The sequence below is a fragment of the Alkalicoccus daliensis genome, assembly GCF_900103955.1.
GTDB classification, from domain to species: domain Bacteria; phylum Bacillota; class Bacilli; order Bacillales; family Salisediminibacteriaceae; genus Alkalicoccus; species Alkalicoccus daliensis.
In genome coordinates, this window is sequence record NZ_FNIL01000008.1 from 26254 (window position 1) to 48697 (window position 22444).

The 22444-nt window shown below is 40.9% G+C and carries 19 protein-coding genes; 16 read left to right on the forward strand and 3 right to left on the reverse strand.

Going from position 1 to position 22444, the window contains the following annotated elements; translation table 11 throughout:
• Positions 1-10: 10 nt before the first annotated feature.
• The 6 genes from BLP92_RS12285 (at position 11) to BLP92_RS12305 (ending at position 5435) form a co-directional block, all read left to right on the forward strand.
• Positions 11-1105: an NERD domain-containing protein gene (locus BLP92_RS12285; protein ID WP_090843254.1), complete on the forward strand. Its 1095-nt coding sequence runs from the start codon at positions 11-13 to the stop codon at positions 1103-1105.
• A 124-nt stretch (positions 1106-1229) separates the two neighbouring features.
• Positions 1230-1868, forward strand: a complete 639-nt coding sequence (locus BLP92_RS12290; RefSeq protein WP_090843255.1) for a DUF1643 domain-containing protein — start codon at positions 1230-1232, stop codon at positions 1866-1868.
• A gap of 106 nt (positions 1869-1974) precedes the next feature.
• A complete protein-coding gene (locus BLP92_RS12295) occupies positions 1975-2277 on the forward strand; it encodes a Dabb family protein (RefSeq protein WP_090843256.1) in 303 nt (100 codons plus the stop codon).
• Positions 2278-2352: 75 nt separating this feature from the next.
• The gene (locus BLP92_RS12300; protein WP_090843257.1) at positions 2353-2787 is read left to right on the forward strand and encodes an RDD family protein; all 435 of its coding nucleotides are present in this window, start codon (positions 2353-2355) and stop codon (positions 2785-2787) included.
• 9 nt (positions 2788-2796) lie between these two features.
• Positions 2797-2967 carry a hypothetical protein gene (locus BLP92_RS18050; RefSeq protein WP_175444278.1) on the forward strand — a complete coding sequence of 57 codons (171 nt, stop codon included), beginning with the start codon at positions 2797-2799 and terminating at the stop codon, positions 2965-2967.
• Positions 2968-3467: 500 nt separating this feature from the next.
• Positions 3468-5435, forward strand: a complete 1968-nt coding sequence (locus BLP92_RS12305) for a methyl-accepting chemotaxis protein (protein WP_175444279.1) — start codon at positions 3468-3470, stop codon at positions 5433-5435.
• A 331-nt stretch (positions 5436-5766) separates the two neighbouring features.
• Here the strand turns inward: BLP92_RS12305 and BLP92_RS12315 are convergent, their stop codons facing one another.
• Both BLP92_RS12315 and ric read right to left on the reverse strand, forming a co-directional pair.
• The gene (locus BLP92_RS12315; protein WP_090843260.1) at positions 5767-8361 is read right to left on the reverse strand and encodes a LamG-like jellyroll fold domain-containing protein; all 2595 of its coding nucleotides are present in this window, start codon (positions 8359-8361) and stop codon (positions 5767-5769) included.
• Positions 8362-9164: 803 nt separating this feature from the next.
• Complete coding sequence (ric, locus tag BLP92_RS12320) at positions 9165-9878, reverse strand: iron-sulfur cluster repair di-iron protein (RefSeq protein ID WP_090843261.1); 714 nt, start codon at positions 9876-9878, stop codon at positions 9165-9167.
• Between the two features lie 134 nt (positions 9879-10012).
• Between ric and BLP92_RS12325 the strand changes: the two genes are divergently transcribed.
• The 8 genes from BLP92_RS12325 (at position 10013) to mtnA (ending at position 19103) form a co-directional block, all read left to right on the forward strand.
• Positions 10013-11134 carry a TIGR04053 family radical SAM/SPASM domain-containing protein gene (locus tag BLP92_RS12325; protein ID WP_090843262.1) on the forward strand — a complete coding sequence of 374 codons (1122 nt, stop codon included), beginning with the start codon at positions 10013-10015 and terminating at the stop codon, positions 11132-11134.
• 80 nt (positions 11135-11214) lie between these two features.
• Positions 11215-11901: a Crp/Fnr family transcriptional regulator gene (locus BLP92_RS12330; protein WP_175444280.1), complete on the forward strand. Its 687-nt coding sequence runs from the start codon at positions 11215-11217 to the stop codon at positions 11899-11901.
• Between the two features lie 127 nt (positions 11902-12028).
• Positions 12029-12295, forward strand: a complete 267-nt coding sequence (locus BLP92_RS12335; RefSeq protein WP_090843264.1) for a hypothetical protein — start codon at positions 12029-12031, stop codon at positions 12293-12295.
• A 748-nt stretch (positions 12296-13043) separates the two neighbouring features.
• Entirely contained in the window at positions 13044-14219 is a 1176-nt protein-coding gene (locus tag BLP92_RS12340) for a sugar ABC transporter substrate-binding protein (protein WP_090843265.1), read from the forward strand.
• 73 nt (positions 14220-14292) lie between these two features.
• On the forward strand, positions 14293-15786 hold the full coding sequence (locus tag BLP92_RS12345) for a sugar ABC transporter ATP-binding protein (RefSeq protein WP_175444286.1): 1494 nt from the start codon (positions 14293-14295) through the stop codon (positions 15784-15786).
• Positions 15779-16768 carry an ABC transporter permease gene (locus BLP92_RS12350; RefSeq protein ID WP_090843267.1) on the forward strand — a complete coding sequence of 330 codons (990 nt, stop codon included), beginning with the start codon at positions 15779-15781 and terminating at the stop codon, positions 16766-16768. Before BLP92_RS12345 ends, BLP92_RS12350 begins: the two co-directional genes overlap by 8 nt.
• 27 nt (positions 16769-16795) lie before the next feature.
• Complete coding sequence (gene mtnK / locus BLP92_RS12355; protein ID WP_090843268.1) at positions 16796-18073, forward strand: S-methyl-5-thioribose kinase; 1278 nt, start codon at positions 16796-16798, stop codon at positions 18071-18073.
• Entirely contained in the window at positions 18039-19103 is a 1065-nt protein-coding gene (mtnA, locus tag BLP92_RS12360) for an S-methyl-5-thioribose-1-phosphate isomerase (RefSeq protein ID WP_090843269.1), read from the forward strand. Before mtnK ends, mtnA begins: the two co-directional genes overlap by 35 nt.
• 74 nt (positions 19104-19177) lie before the next feature.
• Here mtnA and BLP92_RS12365 read toward each other — a convergent pair whose 3' ends face one another.
• Positions 19178-19954: a DeoR/GlpR family DNA-binding transcription regulator gene (locus BLP92_RS12365; RefSeq protein WP_090843270.1), complete on the reverse strand. Its 777-nt coding sequence runs from the start codon at positions 19952-19954 to the stop codon at positions 19178-19180.
• A 156-nt stretch (positions 19955-20110) separates the two neighbouring features.
• On the opposite strand from BLP92_RS12365, the gene BLP92_RS12370 reads away from it, so the two are divergent.
• A complete protein-coding gene (locus BLP92_RS12370; RefSeq protein WP_175444281.1) occupies positions 20111-20896 on the forward strand; it encodes a class II aldolase/adducin family protein in 786 nt (261 codons plus the stop codon).
• A gap of 1 nt (position 20897) precedes the next feature.
• Positions 20898-22439 (forward strand): aldehyde dehydrogenase family protein, encoded by a 1542-nt coding sequence (locus BLP92_RS12375; protein ID WP_090843272.1) that lies wholly within the window; start codon positions 20898-20900, stop codon positions 22437-22439.
• Positions 22440-22444: the final 5 nt, after the last annotated feature.

Consider the following 22444-nt stretch of genomic DNA (forward strand, 5'->3'; position numbering starts at 1 on the left):
TGTGCTGCGCGTGACATTAAAGAACATATACGATGCCTTATTTGACAGAAGAGATATTAAAACAGCCAAATTCAGCAAAAAATTCACAGAAACTCCGGAGAATATCATGCAGTTACAGTCTTTACTGGAAGACACGTCAGGAACGATTGATAAGAAGCGGGTGGAGAAAGACCTGGCTTTATTTAAGATCGGGATGATTGGCGAATCGCAGGTGAACTACGAGCTGAAAAATTCAATGCTGCCGATAGTTTGTCTGCACGATGTTCGCCTGCAAGTGGAAGATTACACAGCACAGTTTGATTTTATTGTCATCACACACAGTGTTCTCTACGTAATTGAAACAAAGAAGCTTTATGGGGATATTGACGTAAATGGATCGGGAGAATTTATCCGTAAAATTAAAAACAGGTACGGAAAGATCGTAAATAGAGAAGGAATGTACAGCCCAGTCACGCAAAGCGAAAGACACAGTAGAATCCTTCAGAAAATGTTATCGGATCAGGGACTGATCAAGAAAACTCCTGTAAAACCGATTGTAGTAATGGCGAACCCAAAATCAATTATCGATAAAAAGAAAGCCCCGAAAGCTGTGCAGGATATGATCATTAAATCTGATCAGCTGGTGAATTACTTATCGAAAGATATTAAACTACATAGAAAAGACCGGTACATGCTGGATAAGTTTGTAACTGATATAAGTGATTTCATTATCTCGAGAAACAAAACGGCAGACGTAAATATAGATAGATATAAATTAGATGTGCCGGGACGTGAATCAGTAGTATCAGAAACAGCCCCATCCTATGAACAAAAAACTAATATAGATTCTGCTCCAGTAGTTGAGCCAACGCCTGTGATAAATGACAGACATGTTAACATGTCAAAGAAAAACGCGCTGTACAAAGAGCTGAAAGAATACCGATTAAAGCAGGCAAAGGCGGAAGAAATGAAACCTTATCTCATCTTCTACAATTCTACTTTAGACGAGATCATTGATAAAATGCCTGGAAGTGTGGCGGACCTTATGAACGTTAAAGGTTTTGGTAAAGTAAAAGGAGAGAAGTACGGGCCGGCGATTGTGGAAATCGTAAGAAGACATCGTTGAGAGAGTATATATGAATAATTATCAATATTGTTATATTTGCTAGAAGAGGAAAACACAATTTTCATTAAAGTTTCAAAACTAAGGAATGCCTAATCCTTTTATAAATCTAAAAAGGAGTGTTAATATGGCCAATATTTATAATACATCAAAGGTTGATCATCATAAGATTACTATAGATGAGGAAACTTTTATAAAAGATGTAGATGTTCGATATTCTTTAACTATACCTTTTTTAAACCGGATAGAAGGTCATTCAGTAGGAATAGTATTAATGAATCCTTCTAGAGCAAACTTAGAGAAATCCGATGGTACTGTTAATAAGCTAATTGATTTTTTTTATGACTTTCAGTTAGATGAAAGTTATGTTAAAGATATTACTATTTGTAACATATTGCCTGTTTATGCTAGTAATACCACATCTGTTTTAGCCAAGATCAGAGATTTACATAAAGAAAGCATGCTAGAGAAAGTTCAAAAATTAAATGAAAATAAGCTTGCAATAACTATGAAGGAGAAGAGATTTGTAGTGTTAGCTTGGGGGAAACCAGAAGTTAAAACTATTTCCAACTTATTTTATTACAAAGAAGTACTCCGCATTACTGATTTACTATCTATAACACATAAAGATGATTTATATATTTTGGATATTAAGAATGCAAATAATAGATTTACTGAACACGGAGATCCACGTCACGCAGGACGTGCAGTTGCTTTAAAAGGCTTAAAAAAGGTATACATGTCAGAATTGTTCGGTTTAAGTTAAATTAGTCACATCACCAAAAATTTAAACCGATTTATATTATCAGAGAATTTCTATTAATGATTATTTCTAAAAAATCGCTCAGTGAAACTACCGAGGAGGAAATCGAATGTACGAGCATTTAGTGTTTTTCAAATTCAATGAAAATCTTACCGCCGAAAAAGAAGCAGAGTTATTAGAAACTCTGCAGGGATTTAAAGAGAAAATTCCCGGCATTGCAGCACTGACTGCAGGTATCAACGTGACGGAAGAAATAGAAAACATCAAAGGTTATACGTTAGGTCTCCGGGTCACTTTTGAAGATAAAAGCTCGCTGGACAGCTATGCAAATCACCCCGAACATTTGAAGTTTGTAGCATCGCTGGAAGGTGTAATTGAAGATGTAATTGTCGTAGATTATCCGCTGGCTTAATTTATTCTATATCAGTATTATCATTTATTCTTTGTGAATAAAATACCATTACATTAAATTATAGGGAGCAAAACTATGATAAATGAAAAACGGGCGGGGCTAGGCTCCAGGCTGGTGGCATTATTTTTGGATTCTTTTATTGTAATGACGCTTATAGCCATCATCTCTTTATTGATAGAGCCCGGGTATACAAATACTTGGAGGACTGAAGCGTACGGCCAGGCTGTCTATGCGTTGTATATCACAATTACGCCTTTACTCTGGAGCGGATATATTATCGGGAAAAGGATCCTGAACATCCGGGTCGTCCGTCATCAAGACGGGAAAAACGTGACGCTTGGCAATATGTTTATGCGGGAAATTGTCGGGTATTATCTAATCGGCATTTTCACTCTTGGGATCTCCGTCATCGTGAGTTTATTCATGGTCGCATTTCGTGAAGATAAGAGAGCAGTTCATGACTTTGTCGGCGGTACCAAGGTGATTCACTCGAAGGGTTCGTTTACATAGCAGCAACCGGTGAATACGAGGATTTGGTCAAATAGAAATTTAAAGCTGCACGCTCCACGCTCTAAAACGCAAGCATCCGTTTCTGCAAAGTCCCTGACTACCGAAGCAGCAGATATTTCAGAAGAAAACGGCACCATGCCAGATATAATCGGCATAGGTAAAATGGGCAGAATGATGTGATAAAATGCCCATAACCCTTGATAAACAAGAAATTTGAACTTTTACATCTGCTTGCACGATTGAAAAAACGCTGGTATTAAAATTAAATGATAAGAATGAAGAGAGGTCTTTTATCAAGTTACTAAACTTGGGGGAGGCCTCTTTTTTTATTTCTCCTAAGGTGTGCAAATATATAAATCCTCTTATTTATCTAAAACATAGGAACAATGTATCAGAAAATTTAAACATTAACATTTTCAGGAGATAATATTAGGCTTTTTGAATTAGTCATATTATACTGGGTATAAATGTTTAGATGAACAAAGATATTCGCAATTTCAGCTTATGGAACAGAAAGTAATTTTTCTTGAAAACGTGCAATGAAAACAGAAAGATAAAAAAGGAGCAGGCGTACAATGAGGAAAGAAAACAGCAGGAAGAAATCGAGAGGTATATTCTTAAAGATATTTTTAGCCAGTATTATCTGTATTATTGTTCCTTTAATCGTAAGTGGGGTCTATATGAGCCAAACCACTTCAGCAACGTTGGAGGATGATGCGAAAAGACATCTGCAGGAAATTAACAGCGAAAAAAACAAACAGATCGACACCGTGTTTGATTTAAATATGGAAATCGCCAATCAGATGGCGAGTAATACATATACGCAGACGACGTATGATCAACTAAACGAAACAGGCGAACTGGATCCGGCAGGATATCAGTCTCTGCAGGAAGACCTGGAAAGAATGTTTAATGAAGCAGACGGCTTATACGAAAATATATTTCTCACTTATGACGACCAGATCATTATTGATGGAATTGGCGGAGCGGCAGAAGGACATGAGTTCGATCCAGAAATGGAACAATGGTATTTTGAAACATTGGAAAGAAGAGAAATGTTATTAAGTGATTATATGATCTCTCCCGTATCAGGAAGGCCGGCGATTGTTATTTCCGCTCCAATTCTGGATGATGCTACCGGAGAGGTGCTGGGTGTATTTGCATCTCCTATCGATATGTTCACTTTAACAAACAGCTTAGTCGCTGGAGATGAGTCAGGCGAGAGCGTTAATACAATGGTGATCGATAGAGATGGGTTAGTGATCTCCTCTACTTTTGAGGAGCTGGCGCTGGAATTGAACTTAAGTCAGTCAGAAGGAGATATGAGTTCTTTCTTCAGCCAGATGCAGACAGAAGATCAGGGCTACAGCTTCTTTACATTAAACAATGAAGAGCATATCGGTTATTACAGCCTGGACGCTGAAAAAGAAACTTATATTGTGACGCACATTCCAGTAGGCCAGTACATGTCTCATATTGATTCATTACAAAGCAGCATTCTGCTTGTGGTGGTTATTAGCGGAATAATCGCAATGATTATCATCGCGCTTCTAACAAGACGAATCACCAACCCGATCCGAATTGCCTCCCAAAAATTAAGCGGCATGGCGGGAGGAGATTTTACGCAGACATTCCCGGATAAATTTAAAAAGGGGAGTGACGAAACAGCTTTACTCATGGCTTCCATTCATACGATGCACGAAAACGTGAAGGATATTGTCAGTACGATTACGAAAGAGTCCCATCAGACGGATCAATTTACACAGATGACAAATGAGGATATCAACGAGTTGCAGCAGGCCGTTACGGATGTATCTGCGTTAACGAATCAAATTGTCCAAAGTATGGACGGGATCGCTGCAACAACACAGGAAATAAGTGCAAACGCGGATCAGTTAACAGATACAGTAAAAGAAATATCGGAGAATACAAAAACAGGTGTGGCAGACTCTAACGCTATTGGAGAAAGAGCAGAAGCACTCAAAAGCACTGTGATTCAATCGCAGGAAAAAGCAGCTGCAACGAACCAAAACGTTTCTGCAAAATTAGTAGAGGCGATTGAAAAATCGAAAAAAGTAGAGCAGATCAATCAATTAACCTCCTCCATTTTGGCGATCACGGACCAGACGAACCTACTGGCGCTGAATGCGAGCATTGAAGCAGCAAGAGCAGGGGAGCATGGCAAAGGGTTTGCTGTAGTAGCGGATGAAGTGAGAAAATTAGCGGAAATGTCCAGTGCCACCGTGACAGAAATCCAGGGAACGACAGCGACTGTGATTGAAGCTGTAAAAGAAATGCAGGAGTCATCAGAAGAGCTGTTAACCTTTATGAACGAAACGGTAAGCGTGGATTATCAGACGATGGCAGATTCCAGTGTCCAATATTCTGCAGACGCTAAAAAAATAGGGGAACAAATTAACAATTTTAATCATTATGCGGAATCGTTAATGATAGCGATCTCTGAAAGTGCCAAAGCAACTGCTGAAATTTCGCAGGAAAACACCAGCATCGCCAGTGATATTGAAGATATTTCGCAAAGAAATACAGCGATACTGGAAAGAACTGACCGATTGCGAAAACTGGCCCAGGATACGAGTGAAAGTTCCAGCAATTTAAAAGGAGCGATTAATACGTTTACAACAGAATAAAGGAATGAAAAGATAAAAAGACATCGCTTTTGAAGGATGTCTTTTTACGTTTTTTTGAAGAAGGAATATGTAAGAATACCCGCTGTTGTAAAGAATATTCTGCCGCAGAATTTTTGGTTCCTCATTCATTTCTTTTTTCTTCGCAGTTCCTATAGGATTGAGATCTATCAGAAAAGATAATAATGTTTTTCCTCTAAAAAAGTAATCTGCTCTGTCGGTTGTGGCTTTGAGGTGCCCTTCTGTGACTCTTGTTCCTGACAGGCAACATGTGATGAAGAAGAAGTGCGCCAGCCAAAAAAGAGGATGACACAAAGTGTCACCCTCTTAATTTTTATTCTTGTGCTAATTCTGCAATTTCTGCTGGTGCCAGTACACCTTCATACACTCGTAAGTCATCCATTAACCCTCTAAACGGCGTGTCCCACCAGTTAACGCCGAGACCAAAGGTTCCGTTTGTAGTTGTAAATACATTCGGGAAGTTGTTGCTATCATGTTTTAATTCGCCATCTATATAAATCTTGATATTTCCTTCATCGACAGTGAATGCCACATGAGACCATTGATTTGTTGGAATCGTGCTGTTGGTTGCAGCGTCCACCCACTGGCTGCCGGACCAAACCATTGTCTGGCCATTGCCATTCCCACCTGGGAGAAGGCTTACCCAGCTATTGTTCGTTCTTCCTCCAAAGAATGCAGTAGTATATGGTGTTAACTGTTCAGGCTTCAGCCATAAGGATACAGAATACGTATAGCTGGAAATCAGCCCGTCAGGCAAGCGGACACCAGAATTTCCGTTAAATACCGCAGCTTCTCCACGAACACCATCTGTATAGGTAATCGTTCCGCCAGTATTATTAATTCGATTTCCTGTCACTGTACCTGCATTAAAGTTTCCTGTACTGTCTTCAAGATTGCCTTCGAAAGCATAATGCGCTGCTAAACCAGCCGGCTGATAGGCTAACACAGTTATATCAAATGTTTTTGTCACTGTTGTGCCATCTTTTGTAATCGTTGCTGTAAGCGTAGCGGTGGCATCCTCATTCCCGACTGCCGGCCGGGTTACTTCTCCGGTGTCAGTTACTACACCAGGATCAGAGGTCTCCCAGGAAATCACCGTATTCTGCGTACCCTCCGTAGGAAGAGTTAAATTAGAAACAATACTATCTAAGTTTCCAAGATCTAAATCATTGACTACAGCTTCAATCACTTCCTCTGCCGTGCGGTCGAGTGTTTTCGCACCCCAGACTGCTACTCCGTCATTCGACATGGCAGTAAAGGTCATGACAGTAAGCTCCGAAGCAGTGTCATATTGGCGCAGGAAGACACCATCATACGTTTCTCCATCAATTGTTAACTCTGCCTTGTTATGGCCGGTCTTTTTCCAAGTGCCGGATACATCACCTGATATGGTATTATTTTTATTTAATGTAACGAATACAGAATCTGTCACGGCACCGGTGATGTCTTTTCCGTGGTTAACAAATTTATATTCACCAACGATATCCTGTCTATTTACCTTATCCAGTGTTTCACCAGAATAACGGAATGGTGCAGCAACCGGCCATCCATCTTCATTCATAAAGAGTTGATGCACCCGTACTTCATGCGCTTCTCCTCGATCTGGGAAACGCGTATGAAAGACAACAAACCTTTCTCCGGTCTCCTGGTCGTAGTGGATGGAATTATGGCCAGGGGCCGCATAAGCATGCGTATCTCCTGAACCGGGATCACCGATTTTTCTTTCAAACCTAAAGTTAGCCATCAGCTTATTCCCAAAGTCACTATGGGCATAATTTTCTACTTTATTGCCGACTGTGCCATCATCCAGGCTGTCTGGTAAAACAGCCGGTTCTCCAGCGGCATCTACATATGGGCCCGTTGGACTTTCAGAGCGGAAAACCCGCATTTGATATCCGCCTGTAGCTGTTAATCCTCCATAGGTTAAATATAAGTAGTAATAATCAAGCTCCTCATCGTAATAAACATATGGGCCTTCCACGGAATAGCCATATCCTCCGGCGATTTTCTTGCCGAAATAGCGGTCAATCATTCTGCCATCCTCGGTTGTACCATCTTCCCCAGGATAGATGGGCTGGCCTGTAGCCTTATCAAGCTCATACATATAGATACCGCCGGACCATGAACCATAGGTCAGCCACAGCGTTCCATCTTCATCATAGAACATGTTCGGGTCGATGGCATTTGGATAGAGACGGGTATTATAAACATCATCTGAGTGAAACCACTCTGGATTCGCCTCATCAAAAACACCATCTTCAATGAGTTCTGGAATATTCGTGTTTTCCCATTGTTTATTCACATTACTATTCTGGTCATATGCTTCCACTTCCGTAAAACCAGAGTAAACAATCGTATCCACATACTCATACGGACCTTCTATGTCTTGGGAAACCGCATAGCCGACAGCAGAGCGCTGCCATGTAGAAGAAACACTATAATACATCATATAAGCACCTTTCGTGCCATCTTCATTCACATAGTCCTCATTCCAAAAAATATCCGGTGCCCAGACGGCAAATCCATTGCGGCTGTCGGCATCATTTTCTCCTGCCCATGCAAAGCTTCCGGCTAGGGTCTCCGATAAATCCCCAAATAATGTATTGTTCGTACGGGCATAACCATTGGTAAAGTTTGTCCAGTTAATCAAATCCTCAGACTTTGCAGCAGCAATATGTGTACCAAACACATAATACATTCCATCGGCTTTTATGATGGAAGGGTCATGAACGGATGCATTGTCAAAATCCATGGGATCTCCCTGATAATTCAAATGTGGTTTATTATTATTTTCACTTGGGGGAACGTTTTGTTTTCCTGATTTTTCATTCGCGGAAACTGTAAGAGGCAGCATTAATAACAGTACTAACACAAGAAGAATTATTCTTTGTACAGAAGTTTTTCGCATTAAAATTGTCTCCTATCCAAAATGAATTTTTTGAAACCATTAACCCATAAAAAAACTTAAAACCTGCAAACGTCCGTATGCTTATCGTATGGCTTTGGAAATGAAAAGACTAATTCACTTTACCATTAACCAGCCTCCCTTCTTGAAATGGCAGATCCCCTTATTTACAAAGCGATTACATTAAAAATTAATAAAATGTAAGCGCTTTATAATTAAGTTAATAGTAATAGAATTGGTTTCACAAATCTTGAGTACAAGCACCTGACTTTTAACGTTAATAACACTAAATTACATAGTTTTTTGTAATTATTATTAACTTGTATGGATAAATTCGACCATACAAGTACATTTTTTAACCGTATAAGTTTATATTAAAAGTTATTAATGAAATTTAAATACGTAAGTGAAGATCAGTTCATATCCTTATATAACAATTTTCTGGTAGGTGGATTCAAGGTTTAATTTTGTTGAGCTGGAATTGGTGATGAAGGCACGTTGGGTAAATATATTGCTGGTACCACTATCTAATTGTTTCGGGAGTTTGTGTGTGGCTCCTGAATTCCGCATGAATTATCAAATTTCTAAAATGGCAGCCTAAATATGAAATCTGTGAATGTAGGAAGAGGAGTGCCGTGCAATAAAAAATAAAGCAGCCTTTGACTGCTTTATTTTTATTCTTCTTCTTTTCAAAGAGGCTGGACCTAATAATTCCATTGAAACTCTTAGAGATTTTATCATCACTGCAATGCTTCTTTGATTAATTATCGTATTAAAATCCCTCGTTACCGATCATGTTAAATTTTTTAAGATACCTGCTCCTCCGCCAGTCTCGGAAAGAGAATATTATTTTCCAGGTGGATATGGTCAAACATATCGGACTCCAGTTCCTCGAGCTTCAGGTAGGTGAGCTGATAGGTGTTGCATGCTCCTTCGGGAATGTTGTAATCATTCGCTGCCTCGCGGATCGCAGCAAGCAGCTGGCCTGCGTGTTCATGCTCTTCCTCCAGTTCTTCCAGGGTGGCCAGTAATTTTTGCAGCGTCTCCGGCGCTTTGTCCTCTTCATACTGCTTCACTAACGGAAATAACTGCTTTTCTTCCGCTTCCAGGTGGTGAAGAAGCTCTTCTTTCAGCTGATTGAACATTTTATAAATGATGGCAAGATGCGGCTGATTTCCGCCATGTACTCGGTATACCTTTCCCACATAGCCTGTAAGCTCCGGCAGTACCTGATAGAGGTAGCCGTGATGCCGGTCGATAATGTGATCAACGAGTTCCCCGAAATTTCTTTCGGCCCATTTATTTTTGCCGGGTTCCAGCGCATGAACGGAAGCGTACAGTTCGTTGATGGTCCCTAGAATCTCTTCTTTATCCAGACCTTTTTCCGCCAAAGCTTCTCCAAATGGCCGGTTGCCTCCGCAGCAGAAATCTATTTTGTTTTCCTTAAAGATAAAGCTTGCCTTCGGGAATTGTGTCACGATATCTCCTGTTTTTGTTTCCAAAGTAAATTGTTTTTCCATTTTGCAGCCCTCCATATTTTTTGTACACCCTCACTGTAACTGGTTTAAGAAGAGGGTGTTGTGCGGTAAATCACAGAAACGAAAAATAATTCCCTGTAGGATAAAGAGAGACATAACAGTATGGAGGGACAACAATGAAACCTAACTTTGATCATAATCCGTTTATTGTTATTTGGGAGCTTACGAGAGCATGTATGCTAAAGTGTCTCCACTGCAGGGCGGACGCACAGTACCGCCGGAGCCCCGGGGAACTTTCTTTTGGTGAGGGAAAAGATCTGATTGACCAAATTTATGAGATGGGGAACCCGCTGCTCGTTATTACCGGCGGGGATCCTTTGGAAAGAGAAGATTTATTCGATTTGATCGATTACGCTGCGCAGAAGGGTGTGCGCGTTTCCATGACACCGAGTGCCACACCGAAAGTAACGAAAGAAGCAATCGCGAAAGCAAAAGAAAAAGGGCTGTCCCGCTGGGCATTCAGCATCGATGGCCACAATAAAGAAATACACGATCATTTCCGCGGGTCGCCGGGCTCGTTTGATTTAACGATTCAGTCCATCAAATACTTACACGAGCTGGAGATCCCGGTGCAGATTAATACGGTCATCTGCGAACATAACGTGGATTACCTAGAGGAGCTCGCCGACATGGTGGAGTCGCTCGGAGCAGTGCTGTGGAGTGTCTTTTTTCTCGTTCCTACAGGAAGAGGGGAGCTCCTGAAACCAATTTCCCCGGAACTGCACGAACAGGTGATGCACCGCCTGTACGATTTTAAACAGGAAAGACCTTTTGATATTAAAACAACAGAGGCGCCGTTTTTCCGCAGGGTCGTTATGCAGCGAAACAAAGAAGCCCGGAAAAAAGAAAATGTGTTTGCGCAGGGGAGAACAACGAGACAGGATGTGCTGGGCAGAGCGCCGATGGGCGTAAATGACGGGAACGGATTTTTATTTATTTCCCATACGGGAGATGTCTATCCGAGCGGGTTCCTGCCGATTAAATGCGGGAATATCCGCGCAGAACCGCTGGCAGATGTCTACCGGCATCATCGCGTCTTTCAGGAGCTCCGCAGTCCGGACCTGTATAAAGGAAAATGCGGCGTCTGTGAGTACCGCAACATCTGCGGAGGCTCACGTGCCAGAGCGTACGCGGTGACCGGGGATTACATGGAAAGTGAACCGTACTGCACCTATATTCCGAAAGGATATGAAGGAGCGCTGCCTGAAGTTTTGAAAGAAGAAACAAGTCTGCAGTGAAAGAAAACTGTGCATATTTTTCTCCCTAGTCATTCGTTTATAATAAAGATAGAAAAGGGATGGCAAAGGAGCGGAGATCGATGACCTATTCGAACAATTTTTTTAAGCAGTTTCCTATTTTCCGCGATCTGACAGCGGACGAACTAAAGGAAGTCGCGCAGATTGCGAGCCAAAAAGCGTATCCTCGCGGCAACACGATATTTGTGGAAGGGGAGAAACGGACAGCAGTGTATTTTATTCTTTCCGGATTGGTGAAAGTATTTAAGGTGAGCAGCGAAGGGCAGGAACAGGTGATTTCTTTTCTGCAGACGGAAGAAATGTTTCCGCATGTAGGATTCTTTGATGATACGGACTATCCTGCGACTGCCACAGCGGTGACGAACGTGCAGCTGCTGCGAATTCCGATTGACGCGTTTGATCAGCTGTTGCTGCGGAACCCCAAAATCGCGATCAAGGTGATGAAAGTGATGGGAGAGAAGCTGCTCGAGCTGCAGCAGCGGATCCAGTCGATCACTTCCCAGGATGTATTTACAAGAATCATCGGCGCCTTAGTGAAATTTTCGCGGGAACTTGGAAAAGTGCAGACAGACGGGAAGACGATAAAAATCAATATGCCGATGACGAATACGGACCTCGCGAATCTCATCGGCGTCACTCGGGAGTCCGTCAACCGGGCACTGAACCGCTTAAAGAAAGAAGGAATCATCGAGCACAGCCGGAAAGAAATATTGATATTGGATATGGAGAGATTATCGGAGTATGAATGAGGCCGATGATCTTTCTGTTGGAAAAATTACACAGTTAGTATATAGTAAACTTACTTTCTTTATTATCTTCAAATCAATCGTAAAAAGGTAACTTCAGGGATAAAACCAGTAAAAAAAGAGGTGGCGTATGACCAGACGGGGATGGATGTTGATACTGCTCGGAGCCATTACGGCACCTATTGGAATAGTTGCTTATGCGATTTCCTTATATTTTTTACTGGGACTGGTGCTATCCAATGGCTGGGCAGGCTTCTGGGCGGTCGTTGTTACGCTGGTGATGATAGCCGCGGTAATTGTAGTTGCGGCTTTTTATGACAATACGAGAAAAGAAGAGGAAAAAGAAGCAATCGAATTGGATAAGCAGCGTGCAGATAAGGAAAGAGAGAAGAAGTAGCAAGAGAAAAGAATAAAAAATTGTTAGAAGCAAGGAACTGTTATTGTATGTAATAGAAATTCTCAGAACGTTAAATTAAAAGAAAGAATTATATTAACTTATATAAGCAGCTGTAAATAAGTCTCGTATCATAAGAGACTTATTTACAGTTTTTTGTATATTTTAATGTGATGAACTGTAATTTTTTGTATAGTATAACTAGGTATACATAATTATTATTCTCAAAATTAAAAGAACAGCTATACAATATCTAGTTAAAAGGATATGTATGTATGATGACCTTAAAGATCATTTTTCAAGCTGTGACTGATAAATAAGGACATCAATTCAACCATCTTTTAAAAAAGAATTTTCGCAAACACCGTTGAATATAACGTAGGAGGAGTCTTTATTCGAAGATACATCCGGAAAATAAAAATAAGTATGACAAAACTGTAAAAAGAGAAGTTGTTGGGAGTGTAAAAAAATATCGTTAAGAAAGTGAATTTCAGTTATTACAGGTTGTTAAAGTAGAAGTGCCCCCTTCAGAACGAAATTAGAAAACCACAAAAACTCACTTAAACCCTATAAATAATGCTGGTATTTTCTATATTTTTCATCGAAAGATACTTCACTTTGTATCAAATCAAAAATAAAACAAAATAAATAAGGTAAAAACAAAAATAAAACATTGATGAAGCAAAACATTTATGGTATATTTTGTTTATATTTATGAAAGCGTTTTAATATACTCAGGGGAGGTTTACAAATGAAAAAAAGAAATTTTAGAAAATCATTACTGGTTGCTGCTGTTTCAACAGTTTTCTTAGCAGGTTGTGGTGAAGATAATGCTGCTAGTAACGAAGAGAATAACGGAAGTAGCAATAATCAGTCAGGAAATAATGAGGAAAATGAAAACGAAGACAATTCGAATGGTGCTGCCAGTGCTGATGAAGAAGTCCCGGAGAGATTCAGTGGCGATGAGGAAGTCGACATCCGTGTTATCCGTAAAATTGGTGGAGATGATCATACAGCACAATTTTTGGCCGGTGCAAGCGAAGAAGGAAACTCTTTAGGGTTTAATGTTGATTTATTTACTGCAGATGGGAACTCAGCACAGTTTCATGATGCAATCTCACAAGCCATTCAAGAAGAGGTAGATGGATTAGTGATTTCTCATGGTGATGATGAGGCCACGTATGAAGCGGTGGAAGAGGCAAGGGAAGCTGGTATTGAGGTGGTAACCTTCGATTCGATTCCTGAACTGACGGAGATTGATAATGTAACGGTTACTTCTCAGGATGATGAAGCTCTAGCTACGTTAGTACTCGATCAATTAGTGGAAGATTATGACGAAGAAGCGAATATTGTTTACCTTTGGGTGGATGGGTTCCCGCCAATGGTAAGAAGAAACAATGTCTACTTGGATTATCTTGAAGAATATGATGGGTTGGAAGAGTTAGAACGCTTTGGTGTGGCAGCTGAAGATACAACAGTACAAACTCAAAATGCTGTAGCCTCTATGTTAAATGCAAACGAAGAAGGGGAAATCGATGCGATATTTGCAACTTGGGATGCGTTTGCGATCGGGGCAGCCAGAGCTATAAACGAGGCAGGAAGAGATGAAATTGATATTTACGGCATCGATGTATCGAACGCGGATCTTGAAATCATGCAAGAAGAAGGAAGTCCATGGCTTTATACCGCTGCAGTTGATCCTAAGGTGATCGGAGCAGTGAACATGCGTATCCTTGCAAAGAAGCTTGCAGGTGAAGATACTCCAGATACGTATGACCTTGAAGCGGATTTAATCTCTCAAGAAGATCTCCAAAGCAGCGATGAAGCGGTGAATATGCAATCTTTGAATCAAATCATACCAGGATGGGGCGAAACAGATGAGTTCCTTGAGGACTGGATGGAAGTGTTAAAAAGCCAAAACGAATAATAAAACTGAGGGGGGTTTTCACCCTCCTCTTTTTTGAAAGGAGATTTATAAATTGGAACGAACAGTGATTGAAATGAAAAAGATCACCATTGAATTTCCAGGTGTTCGAGCGCTTGATCAAGTCGACTTTAAAACGGAAACGGGTGTATCGCATGCTTTGATTGGAGCAAACGGAGCGGGGAAGTCTACATTGATGAAAGTGCTGGCCGGAGCTTACAGCCATTACACAGGTGATATTTTTATAAATGGTGAAAAGGTAGCGATTCGATCTCCAAAAGACGCCCAAGACTTAGGAATTCAAATCGTTTATCAAGAAGTGGATACGGCTCTGATTCCATACTTGAGCGTAGCTGAAAATATCATGCTCAATGAAACCGTGAGTGATCTAGGTAAGAAACAATTCGTTGATTGGAAGCATATCTATCGCCGTGCGAAAGAAGTACTCGACAGCATTCACGTAAATTTGTCACCGAAAAAACTCGTGAGTGAGCTCAGTCTGTCGCAAAAGCAGATGATTCTCATTGCTCGTGCCATCTCCCGAGATTGTAAACTTCTCGTACTTGATGAACCAACAGCTCCGCTAAGTTTAACGGAAACCGATGAATTATTCCGTATTGTCCGAGATTTAATTTCACGAAATGTAGGGGTTGTTTTTATTTCTCACAGATTACCTGAATTATTCGATAATTGTGATGAAATCACCATTATGAAGAATGGAAAGTTTGTGATTAAAGAACAGATAGCTGACACCCATGTAAATCAAGTAGTTGAACATATGCTCGGTCAAAAATTAGGAGATCAATTTCCGGATCGAGTTGCAAATATCGGAGAATTGTCCTTACAAGTTGATAATTTAAATGATCAAGAAAGTGTAAATGGAGTGACACTACACACAAAAAAAGGCGAAATTGTTGGAATCGCTGGGCTGGTAGGAGCGGGAAAAACAGAATTTTGCAAGGCGTTGTTCGGTGAGTCAAAGAAAGTGGAGGGTAAAATTACTCTTAATGGAAAAACACTCAAACTGAAATCACCTTACGACGCTGTGAAAGAAGGCATGGCGCTTGTCCCGGAAGAACGAAGAAAAGAAGGCGTGTTGGTCGAAGAGACGGTTACCGTTAATTTCAGTGTAGCAAGTATGAACAACTTCCTGAAAGTATTCAGTTTTCTGGATTTCAAATCAGAAGCTTTAAAAGCACAAGAGATGATTCGAAAACTTGATGTTAAAACTCCGTCTGAAAAAACCATCGTTGAAAATCTGTCCGGGGGAAATCAGCAAAAGATTGCCATTGGAAAATGGCTTGTCGCAGATGCGCAAGTGTATATTTTTGATGAACCGACAAAAGGAGTGGATGTCGGTGCAAAAAAAGATATATTCAAGCTGATCACCGAATTGGCTGATAAAGGAAAATCGGTGATTTATGCATCCAGTGAACTGGCTGAAATTATGGGAATTAGTGACAGAATCTATGTAATGTATGACGGCAAAATTGTAAAAGAAGTAATGAAAAAAGAAACAGACGAAGAAATGTTGCTTCTATATTCTACAGGAGGCGGGGCCAGTGAGTAAAACGAATACATCAGTCGCAAAGACTGAATTTGATTTTTTTGATTTTCTTTACCGGTATGGGACATTGATATTAATTGTTGTTTTGATTGTCTTTTTTGCACTAATGAACCCGAATTTCTTATCAACAGGAAACATCATCAATATTTTAAGAGCTATTTCCATTGTCACCATTATCGCAGTAGGAATTACCATTTCTTTATCTGTCAACGGCTTTGACCTGTCCGTAGGATCGGTGGCTTCCTTGTCAAATGCAGTGGTTATCTCAATGTTTGTCTGGTACCAGCAACCCGCTCTTATAGCAATCAGTGCAGGGATTCTTGCTGCATTGGCGGTCGGTGCTTTTAACGCGTTTATGATTGTTAAAGTTAAGATCCCAGATTTGTTAATGACATTGGCAACCATGTTCATCATCCAAGGCGTTGCTTTGACTTATACACGTGGCGCAACAATTTCACAGAATATGATTATGTCAGACGGCACCTATGCCGAAGGACAAATTACTCCATTTTTTGCGACATTGGGACAAGTCCCCTGGATTATCATCATCATGGCCGTCACTGTTCTGGTTGTACATATTTTCTTGACTTATACGAAGCATGGCAGATATATGTATGTCATCGGAGGCAACAAGGAAGCAGCAAGACTCTCTGGTATACCGGTTAATAAGTATAAAGTTGCTGCTTATTTATTATCGGCTACATTTGCAGCAATCGGTGGAATGATCCTCGCATCGCGGGTAATGACAGCAGAAATCAATGCCGGCGGTCCTTATCTAATGGACGCCGTTGCCGCAGCATTTATTGGTTTTGCCGTTCTTGGGGCAGGGAAGCCAAATGCCTTTGGAACATTTATCGGAGCTGTGTTAATTGGAATTTTGGCAAATGGACTCATCATGATGAGTGTACCGTATTATGCCATGGATATTGTAAAAGGAACAGTTCTTGCCTTGGCACTGGCATTAACGTATTACAAAAACAAGTAGCGAATGAACACCTGAGGAGGATGAAAAATGACTCAAAAAGATTTCGAATCTGCTTATTTCACTATGAATGAGGACGACGTCAGACAATATGTATTAACACAAATGACTTATTTCGACAAAGATGCTGAATTGGAGGTGAATGAGATTGGAGACGGAAACCTCAACTATGTTTTTTTAATTAAGGAGAGGAAAATGAATCGTTCTTTAATTATCAAGCAGGCAGGGCCTGTAGCCAGGATCTCGGATGAATTTGTTGTATCGCCGGACCGTAACCGAATCGAATATGACATTCTCAAGCTACAGGGAGAGTCTGCACCGGGGTTAGTACCAAAAGTTTATCACTATGATCCGATTATGAATTGCATGTCCATGGAAGATTTGTCTGATCATCAGATCATGCGTGATGCTCTTATGGAGAAGAAAACCTTTCCAAATTTTGCCGATCATATTACGACATTCATGGTAAATACACTTTTGAATACGTCTGACGTGGTTATGAATCATAAAGAAAAGAAAGCACTGGTAAAATCATTTGTTAACCCGGATCTATGTGAGATCAGCGAGGATCTGGTCTTTACTGAACCTTTCTACGATTGTCCGAGAAATGATGTATTCAAGGGTTCAAAGGAAGTAGTTGAAAATCTGATCTGGTCTGATGAACAGTTAAAGCTGGAGACGGCCAAATTAAAATTTGAATTCATGACAAATGCTCAGTCACTGATCCACGGAGATCTTCATACGGGCTCGGTTTTCGTTACAAAGGACTCTACAAAAATCATCGATCCCGAATTCGCATTCTACGGACCTGCAGGATATGACGTGGGAAACGTGATCGCTAACCTTATTTTTGCCTATATGAACGGCTTTGTCACAATAGAAAATGAGCAGGATAAAAAAAGTTATTTAGCATATTTATCTCAAACGATCATCGAAGTGGTGGACCTCTTCAAAGCGAAATTTGAAATAGCCTGGCGAAAAGCTGATAAAGAGAGGACTGCTGAGTATAGCGGATTTTATAATTATTATATGTCACGGTTACTAAAAGATACTGCAGGTACAGCGGGTTGCGAATTAATCAGACGTACGGTGGGAATTGCGCATGTGAAGGATCTTACTGTTATTCAAAATCACGAGCAACGCATCTATGCAGAGACGATTTGTCTCAAGGCCGGAAAGACATTTATTCTCGAACGAGAGACTTTCTCAACTGGGGAAGAATTCTTAAATGTGGTTACAAAGTTATTAGATAAAAATAAAGGAGCGATGAATAATGGAAGGGTTAATAATTCAATCGGTGAAGCTTGAAGACAGTCGGAATGTTCTCGTTATCCTCGATCAGTCTGTATTGCCTGAAACGGAAAAATATCTTGATTTAATAACCGTTGAGGATGTTTGGGAGGCCATCTATGAACTGAAAGTACGCGGTGCACCAGCAATCGGAATCGCTGCAGCTTACGGGGTCTATCTGGCGGTCAAGCAGGAAAATGAAACGGATCGCGATGCTTTCACTAAAGCCTTTGCTAAGGCGAAAAATTATCTTGCGTCCTCAAGACCGACTGCCGTCAATCTCTTCTGGGCTTTGGAGCGAATGGAGAAAAGACTGCATGAAGCCTTTGCTGACGGGTTATCTGTCCCTGAAGTGAAGCAACAATTGAAAAAAGAAGCCGATAAAATCCGCAACGAAGACGAAGAAGTCTGCAAAACTATTGGAGAACATGCATTGACACTGTTAAAGCCAGGTATGGGGATTTTAACACATTGTAATGCAGGCACTATAGCTACTGCAAAATATGGTACAGCGCTAGCACCTCTTTACCTTGGTCATCAGCAGGATTACCAGTTCAAGGTCTTCACGGATGAGACGAGGCCTTTACTGCAAGGTGCCCGCTTAACGGCATGGGAGCTGCAGAAGGCCGGCATTGATGTCACCTTAATCTGTGATAACATGGCTTCAATCGTTATGAAAGAAAACAAAATTGAAGCTGTTCTTGTCGGTTGTGACCGGGTGGCTGCCAATGGCGATACGGCTAACAAAATTGGGACATCTTCTGTAGCTATTATGGCGAAGCATTACGGTATACCGTTTTACGTTTGCGCCCCTATATCTACCATTGATCTAGCGTGTGAAACAGGGGAGAACATCGAAATCGAACAAAGAAGCCTGGAAGAAGTCACGGAAAAGTGGTACTCCGAACGGATGGCCCCTAAAGACGTGAAAGTCTATAACCCGGCTTTTGATGTCACTGATCATTCATTGATTACGGCAATTGTTACAGAAAAAGGGATTGCTTATCCAGGTTACCAGGAAAGTTTGCACGAACTGTTTCACAAATAAGACTTAAATTAAAATGTACCATGCTGGCACCACTCGAATAATGAACGAGGTGACAGCACGGTATGAAAGGTTAACTAACGTGGTGAAGGTGTATCTGCCTGATGCAAAAAGATGTTTTTCACTCTCAAGAATTCCTTCCATTCTTCTGACAATTGTCCATCAACGACAATATGTTGGATTTGGTCAAATTCGGAAATGTGGATGAAGGATGTCTTGTCGAATTTCGTATAATCTGCTACAAGAAAAACGGTATTGCCATGATCGGCAGCGATTCTCCGGATTCCAGCTTGCAGTTCATTGGAATCCGTGATCCCATGTTCCATACTCACAGACCGGCAAGAGATAAACGCAATGTCAAAATAATAGTATTCAAGGGTTTTTTCAGACAGTCTTCCTAAATTTGATTGGGAAGAACGGGAAAACTGACCTCCTATGACCACGACATTGACAGAAGGATTGTCATTTAAAGCTTGAACAACTTTGATGGAATTGGTTACAACTGTGAGCTTAATATCTTTTAACAGCTGTGCGATCATCAAGGAAGTCGTGGAAGCATCGAGAAAAATGGAATCGCCACTGTGGATATGTTTCAGGCACTCCTTGGCAATTTTTTTCTTTCCTTCCACATGAATATGTTCACGGAGGTTGATATCCACATCGTTTTGTACACCTTCGGAAATATAGGCACCACCATATGTCCTGGTGAGTACACCTTCTTCCTCGAGTTGCTTCAAGTCTCTTCTGATAGTTTCTTCTGTTACTTTGAACTGATTGGTTAATGCAGCTACGGTGACACTTTTCTTCTCAATGATTAAATCTTTAATGAATTTCTTCCGTTCAATAGCCAGCATATAAATGTCTCCTCTGTTGAATTAATTTTTATCTGTATTATACCATGATTTATTGGAAATAAACAAACGAATTACAAATGAATATAGTATAAAACAAAATAAATATTGACAAAAACAACACAAACAAAGAAAATAAAAGAAGGGAGGTTATTGAAAATGAAAAAAACACCTTACTTATCTGATTTTGAAGCAAAGAAATTAATTTGTGAAATTGGTGACAGGATTTATAAAAAGAATTTTGTTGCAGCCAATGATGGAAATATATCTGTAAAAGTTGGCAGTGATGCCATTTGGACAACACCTACAGGAGTCAGTAAAGGATTCATGAGGCCGGAAATGATGGTCAAAATGAATCTGAAAGGAAAAGTTCTGCAAGGAAAATACAAACCTTCTTCTGAAGTGAAAATGCATTTGCGTGCTTATAACGAAAATCCTGAAATCAATGCTGTTGTTCATGCGCATCCACCAGTGGCCACTTCATTTGCTATCGCAGGAGTTGAACTCGATCGCCCTATTTCACCGGAAGCTGTTGTTTTGTTGGGCACGGTGCCGATCGCTCCTTATGCAACACCCGGAACTGAGGAAGTCCCGGTATCAATTGCGCCTTATTGTAAGACACATAATGCCGTACTTCTAGCAAACCACGGGGCATTAACCTGGGGGAAAGACCTCACTGAGGCTTATTTCCGTTTAGAAAGCCTTGAACATTACGCATTGATGACGATGTACTCAACGAACATTCTTAAAAAAAGTAACGAACTCAATTGCAATCAAGTTTCCGATTTAATTGGTATTCGATCGAAACTGGGATTCACAACCGGTGGGACTCCTTCATGTCGGAGTGAGGAAAGTGAAGACGAGAAAGACGCTGTTAATCTGGAAGACATAATCGCTTCTGTGACAAATGAAGTATTGAAAAATATTAAAGAAGGGAGGGCTTAACGTGTCCATTTCCGAGGAAATGTTAAAGCAAATTGTCACTTCGGTGATGAAAAATGTGGAGGAAGAATTAGGACATTCAACCTCAACACCTCATCCAGGTGTTAACGTGGAAACCTTTCAAGAGAAAAAGTCGGTTCTGCCTCCATATACTCACCAGTCAGATTTAATCAGCCAAGGTCATTCCGGCATTTTTACGAAGGTAAATGATGCAGTCGATGCAGCTAAAGCAGCCCAAAAAGAATTAATGACCTACTCCATTAAACAACGTAAAAGTATTCTGGAAACAATCAAAAAAGTCGTCGAAGAGAACAAAGAAAGTTATTCAACCATGGCAGTAGAGGAAACCGGACTAGGTTCTGTATCAGATAAAGTCGCGAAACATGAACTGGTCATTTCGAAAACCCCTGGTGTTGAAGATTTGAGAACAGAAGCAGTCAGTGGGGATTTCGGACTGACGATTGAAGAAGATGCGCCATTTGGTGTTATTGGTGCGGTGACACCGGTGACGAATCCTACAACGACTGTGATTCATAACAGTCTGGCGATGTTGGCTGCTGGAAATACGGTGGTATTTAATGTTCATCCATCATCAAAGGCTACATGTGCCAAAGTCGTAGCGGATGTGAATCAAGGAATTAAAGGGGCAGGAGGGCCGGGAAACCTGATTACGATGATTGGAGAACCAACGTTAGAGACCGTAAATCAGCTCGCGAGTCATCCCGATGTCCAACTGCTTGTTGGCACAGGTGGAAAAGAACTGGTTAAGTCGCTCCTGAAATCTGGTAAAAAAGCCATTGGTGCCGGGGCCGGGAACCCGCCGGTAATTGTAGACGAAACGGCAGATATCGAGGCAGCCGCCAAAGCGATCATTCAGGGAGCGGCTTTCGACAATAACATCCTCTGTATTGGGGAGAAGGAAGTTTTCGTGTTGGCAGAAGTGTTTGATGAACTTGTCTATCAGTTGTTGCAGTATGGCGGTTATATGCTCAATGAAGCTGAGCTGAAACAGGTCATGGCAACCGTTTTGATTAATCAGACACCAGGTCCAGAAGCCTCTAAAGGATGTACCGTATCAGAAACGAAAAAAAGGTATCATGTGGCAAAGAAATGGATAGGAAAAAGTGCCGTAGGAATATTAAAAGAAGCAACAGGAAAGAATGATTCCCCAAGATTACTTCTTTGTGATGTGAATGAAGCCCATCCCTTCGTACAGCTTGAACAGATGATGCCGGTATTGCCTTTGGTAAAAGTTTCCACATTTGAAGAAGCAGTAGACCAGGCGGTAATCGCAGAGAAAGGCAATCGTCATACGGCGATCATTCATTCTAAAAATGTCGACAGATTAACTCATTTTGCCCAAAGAATTCAAACAACGATTTTTGTAAAAAACGCTTCTTCTCTTGCGGGGGTAGGTTTTGGAGGAGAAGGATATACCTCTATGACCATCGCTGGGCCTACAGGAGAGGGAATTACCTCTCCAAGGACATTCACGAGAACAAGACGTTGTGTACTTGCAGAAGGCGGGTTTCGGATAATTGGCTGAGAAGG